Below are 17,730 nucleotides of genomic sequence, written 5' to 3' on the forward strand. Positions count from 1 at the left end.
CTTCTAGCAATTACTCAAAGAATCTATTATGTCGAGGGAGGGAATGGGGGATATTGATACTCGTCAGTTCCAGTCTGACGGGGCGCTTCCCTGCTTTTCCGTCATGCGTTCGACGACGGCAGCACGTTGCCCGGCTCGTTGGCGTTGCGGCTGGCGGCGGTCAGGGTCCACAGCATGCAAGCGATAATGTTATCCTGCGGCGTGCTGCCGAGGTGATAACGGTGTATTGCCCTGGAACCTGCTGGGCCTGCTCGGCAGCTTTAGTATTGATTTGCAAAGATGATGTTCCGGCCAACATGTTGGAGCATTATCTTTGGAATAATCTTTATACTTTCTCTGTTATAGTCGATCAAAAATCCATGGCGACGTCTCAGGCTTCAAAAACATATCAAATTTCCATGAAACATCACACAGTCATACTTTTCACCACGATAATTTTATTTGTCGGCGTTGCTGACGCGCAAACCCTTCAGCGGCCCACAAGCGAACTCTCCTGCCCTCCCGAGAAAAATGAATCACGCAGAGAATTCAATGGCGGGCACGGCCTGGGAATATTGGAAATCACACCCGCATCGATGCCTCGGCGGTACACAGGTTGTAAGCGCATTTATTCCGACAACGAATTAATTATTACATACGAGTTTACTGCAGGAGTTCTTTCCAAAGCCGAATTAGGTGGCCCCAATAATAAGCCAACTTTGTGTCGCTATGACACAAAAGAACAAGGCGTTGCAGACTCCAGCGGAGAGTGCAAAATATTAAAAGAGATGTCGGTTTATTAAAGTTATCGAGGTTGGGTTGGAGGGCGTTTCCCCAGCTCGTTCTCAGCACTGCGTATCCGGCGAGGCGGGCATGGGAAATCAATCCGCCTCGTTCGCAGAGTAATCAATCAATAGCCTTAGCTAGTACAGCATCGGTAAACGCAGTCTAGTTCCGAAGCGTTGCCGATACTACGCGCAAGGCGCGCCTGTTAAATGGCAAGGATGACTGGCCGGCACGCTTCACCCAGCGGGCCAGGCACATCATTCGCAGGAAGGAGAGCGTGCTCCGCATCATGCCTTCCATCCTGAAAGGCGGCCAGATGAAGGTGCCGTTTGCCAAAGCGGCATCGGCAAGGATGTCCGAATAGCCTTGCTAGACGCAAATGGTAGTGTCGTCGTAAGTGGCCCGAATCTCGCGTTCCGTGAGGGCAGACGCCGTATCGGCATGACTGTTCTGCACCACGCAGGCTGATTGTTCGAAGTGTTCAAAGAATGGCGGCGGCGAGGTCACGCGCCGCCGCCATTTCCCTTACCCGCCCCCAGTCCGCGAACTGCGCGGCAGCGGCTTCCCGGGCTTCCACGCGGCCGACAAGGCCTGCCCTTCCTCGATCTGCTCCTCCGTCATGTGCTTGACGACGGCGGCGCGCTGTTCGGCGGCGTTGGCGTTGCCGCTGGCGGCGGCCAGGTTCCACAGCATGTAGGCGATGACGTTATCCTGCGGCATGCCGCCGATGTGATAACGGTACATCAGGCCAAGCACCTGCTGCGCCTGCGGGTGGCCCTGCTCGGCGGCCTTGCGGAACCAGCCCACGGCCTGCTTGTGGTCCTGGATCACGGCGTTGCCCGTGTAGTACATGGCGCCCACGACATATTGCGCGTCGGCCTTGCCCTGCTGGGCCGCGCGGCGGTGCCAGGCCAGTGCCTGCTTGTAGTCCTGCTGCACGCCCCGGCCCATGTAGTACATCAGGCCCATCAGGTGCTGGGCATCGGCATTGCCGGCCCGTGCCAGCGGCAGGATTTCCCTGTAGGCCACGGCGTAGTTGCGATTGTTGTACGCGGTGGCGCCTTCGGCGAAGCCGGCCAGTGCGCTGCCCTGCAGGGCCAGCGCGATGCCGATCGCCACGATCATTCGTCCTAGTATTTTCATTTGCGAGAGTTCGTTTTCGATGTTTTTGTACTCGTCTGCCTTGGGCAGTCGCTTGTTCGCTCAGCTCATTGTCTGGTCATTTCCAGCTCACGCGGCCCAGGCCGTCGACGCTGACATTGCGGTTCAGCGGCTTGCCGTAGACGGTCACGGAGCCCATGCCGGACAGGTTCAGGTTGGCGTTGGTGCGGGCATTGACGGTGGCATTGCCCAGGCCCGACAGGTCGATGTCGACCGAGTCGGCCTGGAACTGCTGGGCGTTCAACCCGCCCAGGCCGCCCAGCGACGCGCGCAGAAGGCGGCTGCGCCCGCCGATCGTCACGTAGCCGGCGCCGTGCAGGTCCAGCTCCACGTCCTCGCTGTCGGCCACCCACACGTGCATGCTGCCCACGCCGCCCAGGTTGGCCCGCAACCTGCGGTACTCCGCCACCACCTTCATGTTGCCTGCGCCGTCCAGCGTGATCTCCAGTTCCTCGCCCTTGAAGCCCGATATTTCCGACGAGCCCAGGCCCTCCGACACCAGTTCGCGCAGGCGCGGCAGCACCAGCTCGGCGCGCAGCGACGGCCGGCCCAGCCGGGCGCCGTGGATTTCCGTGTCCAGCGCCAAGGTGTCGCCCGTCTGCACGGCCGTGACCTTGTCGACGAAGCGCTTCTCGCCGCTGATCTTGAGCGACGGTACGTCGCCCTGCCGCACGCGCAGGTCGAGCAGGCCGTCGAGCCGCACCCGTACCACCCGCTCGTCCACGGCCCGCGTGTCGCTGGCCTCCTGGGCGGCGACCCTGCCGAACAGCAGGCAGAACATGGTGAACAGGAACGAAAGCGGGAGCAGTTTTTTCATGGGGTACCTTTTTCTGTGCGATGCATTGGCCTGCGTGACATGCGCAGTGCCCGATGCTGGCATCTTAGCGGCCTGCCGCCGGCATGGGCGGGAAATGCGACGAACTGCAAGAATGCGCGGCCAGGCCGTCGTTTGCCCGCCGTTTCACGAAACGCCGGCGCCGGCCGCAAGCGGCGTGCCCCGGCCCTTTCCCCGGGTCCGCCCCGCCATTTCGGGCCAGGGATGGCATGTTTAGTAAAACGGGATAAACTGCGCCGCGTTTTTTCGAATCGCTTGATCTTGGTATTTTTGAAATGCAATACTCGTCCCGCTGAAAGAGTGGCCCGCAGTGGCCGACCATTCCAACAAGGAGACGAAATGCATCCGACCAAGAGAAGCTTGATGAGCCTGGCCGTCGCCAGCGCCTGCAGTTTGGTAGCGCTATCTGCTCACGCACAACAAGGCGGCCCCGATGCCGCCGTCGCGGTACCCGCAGCCGCGGAAAGCGCCGCCGGCGCCCCCACCACGGGCGGCGACCAGATCCCGGAAGTGAAGGTTACGGCCACCCGCTATTCCACTTCGCTGCTGAAAACGCCGCTGGCCGTGTCGGCCTTCAACCAGGAGCAGCTGTCACGCAAGGGCGCCACCAGCCTGAAGGACCTGACGGGCGAAATCCCCAACGTCGTCATCGAAAGCACGGGCCTCGATTCGGCCGTGCAGATCACCATCCGCGGCATCACGTCGACCAATTTCACGGAAACGGGCGACCCCGCCGTCGGCTTCCACGTGGACGGCATGTACTCGCCCCGCCCGCAGGGCGCGCAGGCGCTGATGTTCGACATCGAGCAGGTCGAGGTGCTGCGCGGCCCGCAGGGAACACTGTTCGGCCGCAACTCCACGGGCGGCTCCGTCAACGTCATTTCGGCTAAGCCCGATTTCGGCGGCAACTACGGCAAGGCCGAAATCGATATCGGCAACTACCGCAAGAAGCAGGTCACAGTGGTGCAGAACGTCAAGGTCAACGACCAGCTGGCCCTGCGCGGCACCTTCATGAAGGTCAAGCGCGACGGCTACGCCAACCAGATGCGCGACCTGTCGGAAGCGAACGCGCCGCAGCTGGGCTGGGTCCCGGACGGCCTTCCCGATGTCGACCAGCGCTTCAACAAGGTGATCGGCAAGGACAAGTTCTATACCAACCAGGACCAATGGGCCGCGCGCCTGTCGGCCGCGTATAAGGTCAACAGCGACGTGATGCTGCGCGCCGCCTACGAGCACTTCCAGGACGACGGCGCCGGCGGTGCCTCGTTCCGCGACTGCGATGCCACGGCCGGCACGCGCTACACCTGCGCACCGGGTACGGGCAAGTGGGACCTGCTGGTCAATGTGCCGGGCCAGGTCGACATGCAGATCCGCACCCTGCGCACTGGCCTGTCGTGGACCATCAATCCCACCACCACCTTCGACTACACCTTCCAGGTGGCAGACCAGAAGCGCTCCGAGATCACCGACGACGACATGGGCATGCAGCACAATGCGCCCTTCCAGATCGACGGCGCCTACCCGAATACGCCGGATGGCAATTGGGGCCGCTGGCCGCTGACGGACTCGTTCCACCGCACGCTGTCGTCGCGTTACGTATCGACCGTGCACGAGGCCCAGCTGAAGCAGAACGTCGGCAACCTGCAGTACGTGGCCGGCCTGTTCTGGATGCACGAGCGTAACCGCATCGACTACGAACAGACCCATACCATCCAGAAGCCGTACGGCGATGTCGGCTCGGTACTGTACAACCAGCCGAACCGCCAGGTCGACGCCAAGGCCGTCTTCGCCCAGGCCGACTGGAAGTTCATGCCGACATGGACCGGCACGCTGGGCGCCCGCTACAGCAGCGACAGCAAGGAAGACAAGGGCGGCAAGGTGTACGGCGCCAACTGGAAGGGCGACCCGGCCTACTACAATGGCCTGTTCAGCCAGGGCACGCCGGGCACGCCGGGCTTCCGCGTCCACAACGGCACCGACCTGACCGACGCCATGGGCGGCAGCGTCGCAGCCTACCGCCTGTACGGCGCGCCGACGTCGAACGACCACAAGGAAACGTGGAAGAAGGTGACGTGGCGCGTGGGCCTGCAGAAGCAGATGACGCCGAACCAGATGGCGTATGCCTCCGTGTCGACCGGCTACAAGGCCGGCGGCTTCGCCGACAAGTCCGACAGCTGCAACTACCACCTGTGCGCGGACGGCAAGCCCGGCGTCGTCACCTTCATGCCCTACGGTCCCGAGCAGGTCACCAACTATGAGCTGGGCTACAAGGGCAAGTTCCTCGACAATACGCTGTCGCTGTCGGCCACCGCCTTCTTCATGAAGTACAAGGACATGCAGCTGACGGGCACCTACTTCGTCAACCAGATCATTCCCGACAACGGCCTGCCCTGCCCGGCCGACCAGCCCAAGTGCGACGTGTACGAAAGCTGGCGCACCATCAACGTCGGCAAGGTCGACATCCCCGGCCTGGAACTGGAATGGGACTGGCGTCCATGGCGCGGCGCCCGCCTCGGCGGCGGCTTCGCCTACATCAACACGGAAGTGAATGACTTCCGCGAGTTCTCGGATGACTACCAGTGCGACGTGCGCACGGAACTGGGCCTGCCGCCCTGCCCGTCCGCCTACACGGGCGACGACAAGGCCCTGCTGGGCCGCCGCCTGTACAACATCGACGGCAATCACCTGCCGAACACGCCGAAGTACCAGGTCAACCTGAACTTCTCGCAGGAGTTCACGCTGGCCAACGGCTACCGCATCACGCCGTACATCAAGGTGAACTGGCGCGACAAGGCCTACTTCGACCTGCGCAACTCGGACTTCGCCCACATCGGCCGCTACCAGAAGGCCTATGCGATGGGCGACGTGTCGGCCCGCCTCGATGCACCAAGCGACAAGTGGCACGCCGAGGTGTACGTTCGTAACGTGGCCAACAGCCACGCCGCGCTGAACCGCGAATCCGTCAACGGCGGCTTCATGAAGGCCCACTACGTCGAACCGCGCATGTTCGGCTTACGCATCGGCGCGGAATACTGATCCACCGGGTTCTCCTTGGACGCCGCGTACCCGCCCGGGACGCGGCGTTTTTTATATTGCCTGGAAAATGGGGACAGACCCCATTTTTCAGGCAACATTACCAGCCCATCACGGACCGGAGCTGCGGCACCAGGTCGGCCGCCATCCGCGCGTGCTGGGCGCGGGTCGGATGGGCGTCGGCGGCATCGCCGGGGTAGTGCTTCGATACGACGCTGCCCACGCGGGCATCGCCCACGCGCCGGATCGTCTCGTCGATATAGTCGCGCAGCGCGGCCTTCTTTTCGCCGTCCAGGATGGCCCCTTCCGTCAGCACGACGCGCGCCTGCGGGTGGTCGCGCAACAGCGTTCGCACCAGCGCGACGTATTCGTTGACATAGGCCTCGCGCACCGGAATGCCGGGCGTGAAATCGTTGGTGCCGATGGCGCTGACGATCAGGTCCGGCGCATAGCGGCGCTGGTCCCATGGCACCGGCCGGGCCGGATCGGCGATCGCCAGCTGGTACAGGCGCCCCAGGTTGAATTCGTCCGTCTTGCCGTTCCAGCTGCGCACGAGGCCACGCCCGCCGTGGCAGACCAGGTGCACCTGTGCCTGCAGCGCCTGGCCGGCCAGCATGCCGTAGGACAGGCGCGGGTTCCACCACACGGGGTCCTTCTTGCCGGGCGGCGTGCGGTCCAGCGCCTCGCCGCACGTGACGGAGTCGCCCAGGAACATCAGCCGGCGCGCCGGCAGCGCGGGCGGCGCGGCAAAGCGCCCTTCCGTCGTGAAGCTGCGCGCGGTCACGGTGCCCTGCCACGTCTCGGAGCGGTGCAGCACCTGCACCGTGCGCCGCGCCGCCGCCTTCCTGTCGACCAGCACGACGCGGCTGCGCCCCGGCGCCAGGTGCACCGCGCGCACCCGGCCGTCGACAACGACATCGAGCCAGCTCTTCTTGCCCGTGCTGGCCACGTCCAGCACCAGCTTCCGGCCGTCGAAGCGCAGGAATGCACTGACACCAGGATAGGCAAAGCTGGCAGCGCCGTCGTCGACGACGGTGCGGCCCATCCACGCCACGCGCCCGTCGGTGGCGGCGATGGTGTCTGCCGCGCCGGCCTGGCCCACGACGAAAAACGCGGCCGAAGCCGCGTTGAGTAGAAGGTAGGGGAGTCGCATCGTCAGTCCACCCGGTTCAGTTCAGCAGCCGGGCGATATCGGGCTGCAGCGCGTCGCCCCAGCTGCGGTAGGCGCCCGGCGTCAGGTGCAGGAAGTCCGGCATGGTCTGCGGCGAGATGGTGCCGTCCGGCTGGAGAAATATGGGGCCGTAGTCGCGGTAGAACACGCGCTTGCCGTCGTCCAGGGTGGCGACCTGCCGGTTCAGCGCCGCCACGTTGGTGCGGCGCGGATGGTCGGGCTGCTGTTCCACCGGCAGCACGGCGTTCAGCAAGATCTTCGCATCCGGATACAGCTGGCGCAGCGACGCCACCACGGACTGGATGCCGGTGTAGACCTGCGCCGGGCTTTCGCCGCACAGGCCGAAGTTGTTGGTCCCGATCAGCAGCACCACCACCTTCGGGCGCAGCTTGTCCATGGCCCCGTTCTGCAGGCGCCACAGCATATTGCCCGTATGGTCGCCGCCGATGCCGAAGTTGGCCGCCTTGAAGCGTCCGAAGTGGCTGTCCCACTCGGCCTTCGGCCAGCCTTCCGTGATCGAGTCGCCCAGGAACAGCACGTCGATATTGCCCCGTGCCGCCAGGGCCGCCTGTTCCCGGTGCATCTGCTGCCAGCGCGCGATCGACATCCACGGGTACTCCACGCTGCGCGGCTCCACCGTCGTCGCGCACTGGCGCACCTGGCCGTCGGCCTGGGCCAGGGTGGCGACGCACAGCAGGACCGCCGATGCCATCATCTTCATTCGCATGTTCATCCTCTTTCCAGTCATGTCACTGCGCCGTCGGCGACGGCCGGCACCGTGCATTGTACCGGCCATCGCGGGCGCATCAAGTGCCCTGCCGCGGCGTCAGGCGCAGCATCGTCACGCCGTGCGGCGCCAGCTTCAGTTCCAGCGGCTTGCCCGTGTCGCCCGTTTTCTGCTGCCACAGGTCGGTCCAGCCGAAACCTTCCTTCTTCAGGTCGGCCGAGCGCTTGCTGAGGTCATCGCTGAGGGGCTGCTTGGTCCAGTCGTAGCTGCGGACAAGCGTCGTCTCGCCCCGGTTCAGGAACAGCACGGCCCAGTCCTTGCCGGCAAGGGGCTTGATCCACACTTCCAGCGGGCCGTCGGTCAGCATGCGCAGGCCCTGTACGCCCAGCCTGTCCTGGTTGACGGCGATGACCTGCCGGTTCGTCAGCACCTTGCGCACCGATTCTGGCATCTTGCGCAGGTCGTTCCCGGAGATCAGCGGCGAAGCCATCATGGCCCACAGCGAAAAATGCGAGCGGTCTTCTTCCGGCGACAGGCCGTTGCCCACTTCCAGCATATCCAGGTCGTTCCAGTGGCCGGGACCGGCGAACTTGCGCAGCGCCAGCGACTTGTCGACGATCTTCATCACGCCGAAGGTGGACCAGGAACCCAGCGACACCTCGCAATCCCAGCAGGCGTAGATGTCGCCCGTGGTGCGCCAGGAATGGCCGATGGGGGCTGCCCAGTCCCACGGCTTGTTGTCGCCCCATTCGCAGATGGACAGCAGGATCGGGCGCCCGGCCGCGCGCAGTGCGTCGCGCATCGTCGTGTACGCGCCTTCCGCGTTCAGGCCCTTGGTATCGCACCAGTCGTACTTGACGTAGTCAACGCCCCAGGCGGCATAGGTGCGGGCGTCCTGGTATTCGTGGCCCCGGCTGCCGGGCCGGCCGCCGCAGGTGGTGGCGCCGGCGTCCGAATACAGGCCCAGCTTCAGGCCACGTGCGTGCACGTAGTCGGCCAGCGCCTTGATCCCCGAAGGGAAGCGCACCGGGTCGGCCTGGATATTGCCGTCCTTGTCGCGCTGGCCGTGCCAGCAGTCGTCGATATTGACGTACTGGTAGCCGGCATCCTTCATGCCCAGCCTGACCATGGCGTCGGCGGTCTCGCGGATCAGTTGCTCGTTGATCTCGCAGCCGAACTTGTTCCAGCTGTTCCAGCCCATTTGCGGCGTATCGGCCACGCCCTCGAACTTCTGCGCGTGGGCGGCCCCCGCCAGCAGCAGCGCGCTGGCGGCGACGGCGGCATGCTTCATTGTTTCACCTCCAGCGCCTTGAGCTTGGCGGCCGTGGCGCGGATCAGCGCGATCGTGCTGGCATCGCTGTCGAACACGGAGTACAGGCCCTGCTCTTCCTGCGGCGGGTCGCCCATCAGGTCATTGCCTTCCTTCCACCAGTAATCGGCATTGGCGGCGCGGCCGGCACCGCCCCAGGCCCAGAAGTTGAAGCCGGCGATGGGGTCGCCCTTGGCCGCGCGCGTCGTGACGACGTCGAACACGACGCCGTAGAAGCGGTCGCGCACCGTGGTGGGGGCCTTGATGTCGAACGAGGCGCCGTCGCGGTCCATGCCGAATTCCTCCAGCACGATGGGCTTGCCCACTTTTTTCGCGTAGTCGATATGCACGTTCAGGTAATGGCGGCTCTTTTCCAATGCGCCGTCCCACGTCTGCGCCACGTTCCTCGAATCGATCCAGCCCCAGTTCTTCGGCCACAGGTGGTAGGTGAGGTAGTCGATATGGGGGCTCTGGTGGGCCTTCATGAACAGCTCCCCGTCCTGGGCCGAACCGGCCAGGCCTTCGCTGCCGCTGCTGACCAGGTGATTCTTGTCCAGGCTGTGGATGTAGGCGGCCGTGTCGGCGATCCATTTCACGTAGACGGCCTTATCCTCGGCCGTGCTGCTGGCGTTGCCGGGGCGGGGCTCGTTGGCCAGCTGCCACGACATGACGGCGGGGTCCTGCGCATACGGCTTGCCCGTGACGGTATTGACGCGCTGGACGATCTTGCGGATGACGTTGCGGTACTCGGCCTGCGCCTTCGGGTTGCGGTAGAAGCGTGCCGTCTTGGCCATGTAGTCTTCGTAGTCCTTCGTCACGTTCGGGTCGAGGGCCTTGGTGCCTTCGAACCAGTTCAGGTACTGCGTCATGCCGCCCGACCACTGCCAGAAATTGTTCAGGTAGATCACGGCCGTCATGTCCCGCTTGGCCAGTTCGGCCATCATGAAGTCCAGGCCCACCAGCAGCTGCTCGTCGTACTGGCCCGGCGCGGCCGTCGTGGCCGGGCGCACGGCACTGGCCATGTCCGTCTTCTCCGATACGGCCAGCACGCGCACGTTGTTGATGCCGGCAGCCTTCATCGTGTCCAGCTCCTTCAGCAGGCGGCCGCGGTCGCCCACCTTGCTCGGTGCGCCCAGGTAGGCGCCATACCAGAAGTTGGCGCCGGCGATGTAGTAGCGCTGGCCGCCCTTGGCGAAGTGGGTCTTGTTCACGGTGACGAAGCCGCTGGTAGCGGTATTGGCGGCGGCGGTGCTCATCGGCAGCGCGTGCATCAGCATCAGGCTGGCGGCCAGGGTGATCATCTTTTTCATGTCGGTCTCGCTTATGGTTTTATGGAGGTGGATTACTTCGTGGCCGGCTTGCCGGCCAGGTTCAAGGTCCAGGACGGCAGCCGGATCGTGACTCTCTGCGGCGCCGCATCCCCGGCATGGCGCGCCAGCAGGATGTGGTACTGCCCGGGCGCGACCTGCCACGTCTTCGCGCCCTTCTTCATCATGCCGAACAGGCGTGGATCGATGGCGATGTCGACCTGCGCCGAAGCACCAGGCGCCAGTTCGACCTTGTCCCAGCCGGCCAGGCGCTTCGGCGCTTCCCAGCGGGCATTGACGGGTGCCACGTACACCTGCGGCACGTCCCTGCCCGGCACGCCGCCCGTGTTGACGACCTGGAAGCGCACCCGCACCTCGCCATCCTCGACCGAGGCGGCGAGGCCGCTGTAGCCGAACCGGGTGTACGACAGGCCGAAGCCGAACGGGAACAGGGGCTTGTGGCCCTTCAGGTCGAACCATTTGTAGCCGACCGCCGCGCCCTCGTGGTAATCGACGGCGAACTGCATCTCGGGCTGGGCGGGATCGCCGTCCAGCTTCGGCCGGGGCAGCTGCCCTTCGGACGCGGGGAACGTGGCCGGCAGCCGGCCGGACGGATTGACTTCGCCGAACAGCACGCGGGCAATGGCTTCGCCGCCCCGCGTGCCGGGGTACCAGGCTTCCACCACTGCCGCGACGCGGTCCAGCCACGGCATCAGCACGGGGCCGCTGTTTTCCAGTACGACGGCCGTGCGCGGATTGGCCGCCGCCACGGCGGCGATCAGTGCGTCCTGGCCATCGGGCAGCGCCAGCGACGTCGCATCGAGCGCCTCGCCCACCCACTGCGTGGCAAAGACCAGCACCACGTCCGCATCGGCGGCCAGCCGGGCCGCCCGGGCCGGATCGGCGCCGCTGTCGAACACCACCTGGGCGACGCCGGCGCGGGCCTGCACCGCCTTCAACGGCGAGGACGGGTAGTACATCACGGGGCCGGGCCACGTGGCCGGCAGCAGGTTCGGCACGGCATTGCCGCCCACCGGATACACCAGCGACGAGCCGCCGCCGGCCAGCACGCCCACATCCGCATGGCCGCCGATGACGACGATCTTCCCGGCGCCGGCCCGCAGCGGCAGCAGGCCGCCTTCGTTCTTCAGCAGCACGATGGCTTCCTCGGCGTCCGCCTGGCTGATGGCGCCGTGGGCGGCGAAGTCGATAGCGCTACCTTCCTTGACGGGATGATCGACGACGCCCTTGGCGAACATCGTGCGCAGTACGCGGAAGGCGATATCGTCCAGGCGCTTCTGCGGCACGTGGCCGTTCTTGACGGCTTCCTCCAGCGCGCCGCCGAAGTAGTTCGACTTGTCGAATTCGCCGCCGGACTGCTGGTCCAGGCCGGCGTTGGCGGCGGCCACCGTGCTGTGGGTCGCGCCCCAGTCGGACATCACGTAGCCCTTGAAGCCCCAGTCGCCCTTCAGTACTTCGTTGAGCAGCCACGGGTGCTCGCAGCTGTAAGGGCCGTTGACCCGGTTGTAGGCGCACATGAAGGAACCGGCACCGGACTGCTCCAGCGCGATCTGGAAGGCCAGCAGGTCGGACATGCGCGCGGCCGTCGGGTCGATGCGGGCATCGAGCTCGAAGCGGCCCGTCTCCTGCGCGTTCAGCGCGAAGTGCTTGATGGTGGCGATGACGTGGTTCGACTCGATGCCCCTGACCTGCTCGGCCACCATCAGGCCCGCGTGCAGCGGGTCTTCGCCGGCGTATTCGAAGTTGCGGCCGTTGCGGGGCTCGCGCAGCAGGTTCACGCCGCCGGCCAGCATCACGTTGAAGCCCGAGGCGCGCGCCTCGGCACCGATCATCTTCCCGCCCTCGAAGGCCAGCTTGCGGTTCCACGTGGCGGCCGTGGCCAGGCCCGACGGCAGCGCCGTGCGCTCGCGCGGCGTCTTCGTGTACTGCGTGGCCACGCCGATGCCGGCATCCGTTTCGAACAACGCGGGCAAGCCCAGGCGGGGCACGCCGGGGATATAGCCGGCCGAGAAAGGCAGCGCCGCCTCGATCTTCTTCGTCTTGTTGCCGGCATGGTCGGCGCCGAAGTAGCCGTAGGCCCAGTTCAGCTTTTCCTTCTGCGTCATTTCCTTCAGCACCAGCGCGGCGCGCCGGTCCGGATCGAGGGCCGTATCCATCCACGGCCTGGTGTCGGCCGCCAGGGCCAGGCCGGGCAAGGCTGCGATGGCAAGTGCCAGGTACTTGGTGTGCTTCATCGGGAATCCTTCAACAGGGCGCGAAAGGTCCTTCCGCGCCGGGACGGTGCATGCAGGCCCGCGACGCGGGCATGCGTTGAAAAATCAGACGGCCTTGATCTCGTCCACGTACATCGCGGCGTAGCGCAGGCCGAAGTACAGGATGAAGACGTAGCAGGCGGCCGGCACGAGGAAGGACAGCTGCAGGCCGAGCGTGTCGGCGAACAGGCCCTGGGCAAACGGCACGATGGCGCCGCCGACTATGGCCATGCACAGGATGCCGGAGCCCTGTCCCGTCTGCGGCCCGAGCCGGTGCAGCGCCATGCTGAAGATGGTGGGGAACATGATGGAATTGAACAGGCCCACGGCGATCAGCGACCACATTGCCAGCGGCCCCTGGCCGAACACGGCCACCAGCACCAGCGCGATGGTGGCGGCCGAGTTGAAGGCCAGCGCCTTGCCGGGGCTGACGTGGCGCATGACGAAAAAGCCGATGAAGCGGCCCACCATGGCGCCGCCCCAGTAGTAGCTGACGTAGTTGGCAGCCGTGGCGTGGGGCATGGCGGCGATGTGGGCTTCGCCCAGGAAGTTGATCAGGAAGCTGCCGATGCTCACTTCCGCGCCCACGTACAGGAAGATGCCGATGGCGCCCAGCAGCAGGTGGCGGTGGCGCAGCACGGGCGCCGAACCGGGAGCGCCGGGCACCGCTTCGTCCTCGCCGATCTTCGGCAGCCGCACGATGGCGAACAGCACGGCCAGCGCCAGCAGGGCCCCGGCCAGCGCCAGGTACGGACCCTGCACGGCGGCCGCCTCGCTGGCGCGCCGGGCCAGCTGTTGGGCCTCGGAGAGGCGCGCTGCGTCAATGACGGCCGGTGCCTGCGTCAGGATCAGCAAACCGCCCAGCGCGGGGGCGATGGTGGTGCCCAGCGAATTGAAGGCCTGCGTCAGGGTCAGCCGGCTCGATGCAGTGGCGGGCGGACCCAGTACCGTGACAAACGGATTGGCCGCCACCTGCAGGATCGTGATGCCGGCGGCCAGCACGAAGAAGGCGAACAGGAACAGCGCGTACCCGCCCATCGCGGCCGGATAGAACAGCGCGCAGCCGGCGGCGGCCACCACCAGGCCCGTGACGGCGCCGCGCTTGTAGCCGATGCGCCGGATCAGCATGCCGGCCGGCAGCGACACGATGAAGTAGGCGCCGAAGAAGCAGAACTGCACCAGCATCGCCTGCACGTAGGTCAGGGTGTAGACGGCCTTCAGGTGGGGAATCAGCACGTCGTTCAGGGAAGTGAGCAGGCCCCACATGAAAAAGAGGATCGTGATGATCACGAATGGGCCCGTGTGGCTTTGCGCACTGGCCTGAGGTGGGGCCTGAAGCGTGGCCTGGGCGAGGTGGGGCGCCAGCGGCGCCGTGGGCGCCGCGGGGGTGGAATGATCCATGTCGTCTCCTTGGTGGTCCGGCGGGCCGGCTTTTGTTGTGGACCGATTGTGCATGGATCGCGCCGGCCGGGTCAAACCCCGCCGCTTTTTCAGGCACCAGTTTAGTGCCGTTCACTAAACACGCTTGCCCCGGGGTCCTGCATGCATCGCCGGCGGTCTCGGGCGGTGCCAGACGGCTGTTTAGTAAATCGGACTAAACTGCCCTGCAAACCCGGCCCGGCGTTTGACCATGGCCCGAACGGTATGGGAGACTGCGGTCACAGATACAGCGCCCGGCTCGAGGCCAGGATGCGCTGTCGGGACAACAACGGAGGAGATCCATGTGCAAGCTTCATGCGGGAGTGGTCCCATGACGGCCGCCGCCCCCGGCAATGTGACGATCCGCGATATCGCCCGTGCCGCCGGCGTCTCAGCCGGCACCATTTCGCGGGCCCTGAAGAACGAACCGGGGCTGACGGAATCGACGCGCCAGATGGTGCTGAGCACGGCGCGCGACCTGGGCTACGATTTCTGCAAGCTGCGGCCGAAACGCCTGCGCCGCCTGACCTTCCTGCTGCATCGCCAGCACAACACGGCATCGAGCAGCCCCTTCTACTCGCCCGTGCTGCATGGCGCCGAGGAGGCCTGCCGCCGCCAGGGCATCGTGCTGTCGTTCATGGCCGTGGGCCCGGCCGACGGCCTGGCCGACCAGCTGCGCATCCATGCGCCGGACGCCATCGTCTGCGCCGGCTTCTTCGAGCCGGAACTGCTGACGGCCCTGCGCGGCACGGGCAAGCCGATCGTGCTGATCGACATGAAGCTGCGCGGCTACAGCTCCGTCAATCCGGACAATATGATGGGCGGCTACCTGGCGACGAAACACCTGATCGACCGGGGCCGCGAGCGCGTGGGCTTCATCTGCGGTTCGCTCAGCCACTACAGCATCCGCGAACGGGCACGGGGGTACCGCCAGGCCCTGTACGAGGCGCAGATCCTTGCCGATCCGCGCCTGGAAGCGAGCCTGCCGGACGGCGTCGACCTGGAAACGGGGGCGTGGGAAGCGACGGAAAGCCTGCTGGCCCTGCCCAAGCCGCCGGACGCGCTGTTCTGCTACAACGACAGCGCCGCGCTGGTGGCGATGCGCTGCTGCCTGGCCAGAGGCCTGAAGGTACCGCACGATATCGCCATCGTCGGCTTCGACGATATCTCGACGGCCGTGCTGGGCCATCGGCCGCTGACGACCTTACGCATCAACAAGAAGGAACTGGGGGCCATGGGCGTGGAATTGCTGCTGGCCAGCCGGACGGGCGACGTGGAGGAAAAAATCTCCCCGGTGGAGCTGGTGGTGCGGGCCAGCACGGTGTGCTGATGCGCCGACCGCCCGACTCGATGTAACAGAGGTGCCATGCCAGGCCAGACGCGATCGGTTCGCCGACCGCGAGGGGTCTGCTCGCGCCAAAAAAAAGCAAACAAAGCAAACAAAGCAAACAAAGCAAACAAAGCAAACAAAGCAAACAACGCAAACAAAGCAAACAAAGCAAACAAAGCAAACAAAGCAAACAAGCTCCGGATTCGTTGCCGCGAACCGGCCGCCTCTACCCTGACAACGGACGATTCATGTTACCAGACTTTCATGCACGCGAAACCCTGCTGCGGCATATCCGCGACACCCGCAATTTCTACGATCCCCGTTCGGTCGATCCCAGCGGCGGCTTCTATCACTTCTACAAGGATGACGGCACCGTCTACGACGCGCACACGCGTCACCTGGTCAGCAGCACCCGCTTCATCTTCAACTACGCGATGGCCTTGCGCCAGTTCGGCGAGGAGGCCGACCGCCAGCGCCTGCGTCACGGCCTGGCTTTCCTGCGCGGCGTGCACCGCAATCCCGACACGGGCGGCTATGCGTGGGAACTGCAGTGGCGCGACGGCCGCGCCACCGTCACGGACAGCACCAACCACTGCTACGGCCTGGCCTTCGTGCTGCTGGCCTATGCCCACGCGCTGATGGCGGGCGAAAGCGAGGCACGCGACCACGTGGCCGAAACGTTCGAGCTGATGGAGCGCCGCTTCTGGGAACCGGGGCACGGCCTGTATGCCGACGAGGCCAGCGCCGACTGGCAGGTGTCCGATTACCGGGGCCAGAACGCGAATATGCATGCCTGCGAGGCACTGATCGCCGCCTTCGAGGCCACCGGCGAACAGCGCTACCTGCACCGTGCCGAAACGCTGGCCCACAATATCGCCGTGCGCCAGGCGGCCCTGGCCGGCGGCCTCGTATGGGAGCACTACCGCGCGGATTGGTCGGTCGATCCGGACTACAACCGGCACGACAGCACGAATATCTTCCGGCCCTGGGGCTACCAGCCGGGACACCTGACGGAATGGGCCAAGCTGCTGTTGATCCTGGAACGCCACCAGGCCCACCTGGCGGGACCGTCGGACTGGCTGCTTGCACGCGCCGTGCAGTTCTTCGACGCGGCGCTGGACAAGGCCTGGGATGCGCAGCACGGCGGTATTTTCTATGGCTTCGGCCCGGACGGCACCATCTGCGACGCCCACAAGTACTTCTGGGTGCAGGCCGAGAGCCTGGCCACGGCAGCGCTGCTGGCCGACCGTACGGGGGAAGCGCGCTTCTGGGACTGGTACGACCGGCTGTGGGCCTACAGCTGGGAGCATTTCATCGACCACCGGCATGGCGCCTGGTACCGCATCCTGGCGGCCGACAATGCCAAGCTGACGGACGAGAAAAGCCCGGCCGGCAAGGTCGACTATCACACGATGGGCGCCTGCTACGAAGTGCTGAACGTGCTGAAGGACTGACATGGCCACCAACGACTTTCCCCTGTTCGTCGCCGCCGGCGAGGCCCTGACGGACCTGATCGTGGCCGACCCGGCCCAGACGCGCTGGCACAGCGTCACGGGCGGCTCGACGTGGAACGTGGCGCGCACGATGGCGCACCTGGGCCTGCCCAGCGCCTTCGCTGGCGCCATCAGCCGCGACGTGTTCGGCGATGCGCTGTGGCGCGCCACCGAAGCGGCCGGGCTGGATGCGCGCTTCACGCAGCGGCTGGGCAAGTCGCCGCTGCTGGCCGTCGTGCACCGGCTCGACCCGCCCAGCTACTTCTTCGTGGGCGACGACAGCGCCGACCTGCATTTCGACGCGGCCCTGCTGCCGCAAGGCTGGCGCGAGCACTGCCGCTGGCTGCACTTCGGCGGCATCAGCCTGGCGCGCGAGCCGCTGGCGGCCAGGCTGCTGGCACTGGCGCGCGAGGCCCGGGCAGCCGGTATCGGCATCAGCTATGACCCCAACTACCGGCTGCTGATGGACGAGCGATACGACCCGACCTTGCGCGCGATGACGGCGCTGGCCGACGTCGTCAAGGTGTCCGAGGAAGACCTGGTGGGCCTGTTCCGCAGCCCGGACACGAAAGCGTCGTTCGCGCGGCTGCGCGGGTACAACCCCGCCGCGCGCTTCCTGTACACGAAAGGCGAGCAAGGCGCTGAACTGCACGTGGGCGATCAATCATGGCAGGTGGCCGCGCCCGGCATCGTCGTGCAAGACACCGTGGGCGCCGGCGACGCCAGCATCGCCGCCTTCGTTCACAGCCTGCTGCGCCAGCCGGATCGCACGCCCCTCGATCACCTGCGCTGCGCCGTGGCTGCGGGCGCCGCCGCCTGCCTGGGCGCGGGGGCGACGCCGCCTTCGCTGGCGCAGATCGACGCACTGATGGCGACGATGGCCTGAACGGCCCGGCCTGCTTTATGA

Annotated in this window: 13 protein-coding genes; 5 read left to right on the forward strand and 8 right to left on the reverse strand. The window is 65.7% G+C overall.

From position 1 onward, the window contains the following. Positions 1-53 precede the first annotated feature (53 nt). Positions 54-782: a hypothetical protein gene (locus tag GM672_RS14165; protein ID WP_155471179.1), complete on the forward strand. Its 729-nt coding sequence runs from the start codon at positions 54-56 to the stop codon at positions 780-782. 508 nt (positions 783-1,290) lie between these two features. On the opposite strand, the gene GM672_RS14170 is transcribed toward GM672_RS14165, so the two are convergent. Both GM672_RS14170 and GM672_RS14175 read right to left on the reverse strand, forming a co-directional pair. Beyond that, positions 1,291-1,890 carry a tetratricopeptide repeat protein gene (locus GM672_RS14170; protein ID WP_229417736.1) on the reverse strand — a complete coding sequence of 200 codons (600 nt, stop codon included), beginning with the start codon at positions 1,888-1,890 and terminating at the stop codon, positions 1,291-1,293. 94 nt (positions 1,891-1,984) lie between these two features. Continuing rightward, positions 1,985-2,743, reverse strand: coding sequence for a GIN domain-containing protein (locus GM672_RS14175; RefSeq protein WP_155471181.1), 759 nt, complete (start codon positions 2,741-2,743; stop codon positions 1,985-1,987). A 381-nt stretch (positions 2,744-3,124) separates the two neighbouring features. Here GM672_RS14175 and GM672_RS14180 point away from each other — a divergent pair, with 381 nt between their 5' ends. Next, positions 3,125-5,797 (forward strand): TonB-dependent receptor, encoded by a 2,673-nt coding sequence (locus tag GM672_RS14180; protein WP_229417737.1) that lies wholly within the window; start codon positions 3,125-3,127, stop codon positions 5,795-5,797. 97 nt (positions 5,798-5,894) lie between these two features. On the opposite strand, the gene axe2C is transcribed toward GM672_RS14180, so the two are convergent. The 6 genes from axe2C to fucP form a co-directional block, all read right to left on the reverse strand. Then, on the reverse strand, positions 5,895-6,947 hold the full coding sequence (gene axe2C, locus GM672_RS14185) for a bifunctional acetylxylan esterase/glucomannan deacetylase AxeC2 (protein ID WP_155471183.1): 1,053 nt from the start codon (positions 6,945-6,947) through the stop codon (positions 5,895-5,897). A 16-nt stretch (positions 6,948-6,963) separates the two neighbouring features. Then, positions 6,964-7,698: a GDSL-type esterase/lipase family protein gene (locus GM672_RS14190; RefSeq protein ID WP_211517368.1), complete on the reverse strand. Its 735-nt coding sequence runs from the start codon at positions 7,696-7,698 to the stop codon at positions 6,964-6,966. A gap of 73 nt (positions 7,699-7,771) precedes the next feature. After that, positions 7,772-8,983 carry a glycoside hydrolase family 27 protein gene (locus GM672_RS14195; protein ID WP_155471184.1) on the reverse strand — a complete coding sequence of 404 codons (1,212 nt, stop codon included), beginning with the start codon at positions 8,981-8,983 and terminating at the stop codon, positions 7,772-7,774. Then, positions 8,980-10,311: a glycoside hydrolase 5 family protein gene (locus GM672_RS14200; protein WP_155471185.1), complete on the reverse strand. Its 1,332-nt coding sequence runs from the start codon at positions 10,309-10,311 to the stop codon at positions 8,980-8,982. Before GM672_RS14200 ends, GM672_RS14195 begins: the two co-directional genes overlap by 4 nt. 32 nt (positions 10,312-10,343) lie before the next feature. Continuing rightward, entirely contained in the window at positions 10,344-12,563 is a 2,220-nt protein-coding gene (locus GM672_RS14205) for a glycoside hydrolase family 3 C-terminal domain-containing protein (RefSeq protein WP_155471186.1), read from the reverse strand. An 84-nt stretch (positions 12,564-12,647) separates the two neighbouring features. Beyond that, complete coding sequence (gene fucP, locus GM672_RS14210; RefSeq protein ID WP_155471187.1) at positions 12,648-13,982, reverse strand: L-fucose:H+ symporter permease; 1,335 nt, start codon at positions 13,980-13,982, stop codon at positions 12,648-12,650. Positions 13,983-14,331: 349 nt separating this feature from the next. Between fucP and GM672_RS14215 the strand changes: the two genes are divergently transcribed. The 3 genes from GM672_RS14215 to GM672_RS14225 all read left to right on the forward strand — a co-directional run bounded on the left by GM672_RS14215 (position 14,332) and on the right by GM672_RS14225 (position 17,709). Continuing rightward, positions 14,332-15,330, forward strand: a complete 999-nt coding sequence (locus GM672_RS14215) for a LacI family DNA-binding transcriptional regulator (RefSeq protein WP_155471188.1) — start codon at positions 14,332-14,334, stop codon at positions 15,328-15,330. A 248-nt stretch (positions 15,331-15,578) separates the two neighbouring features. Beyond that, entirely contained in the window at positions 15,579-16,784 is a 1,206-nt protein-coding gene (locus GM672_RS14220; RefSeq protein WP_155471189.1) for an AGE family epimerase/isomerase, read from the forward strand. A 1-nt stretch (position 16,785) separates the two neighbouring features. Further along, on the forward strand, positions 16,786-17,709 hold the full coding sequence (locus GM672_RS14225; RefSeq protein WP_155471190.1) for a carbohydrate kinase family protein: 924 nt from the start codon (positions 16,786-16,788) through the stop codon (positions 17,707-17,709). Positions 17,710-17,730 lie beyond the last annotated feature (21 nt).

Source organism: Pseudoduganella buxea (genome assembly GCF_009720835.1).
Classification (GTDB): Bacteria; Pseudomonadota; Gammaproteobacteria; order Burkholderiales; family Burkholderiaceae_D; genus Rugamonas; species Rugamonas buxea.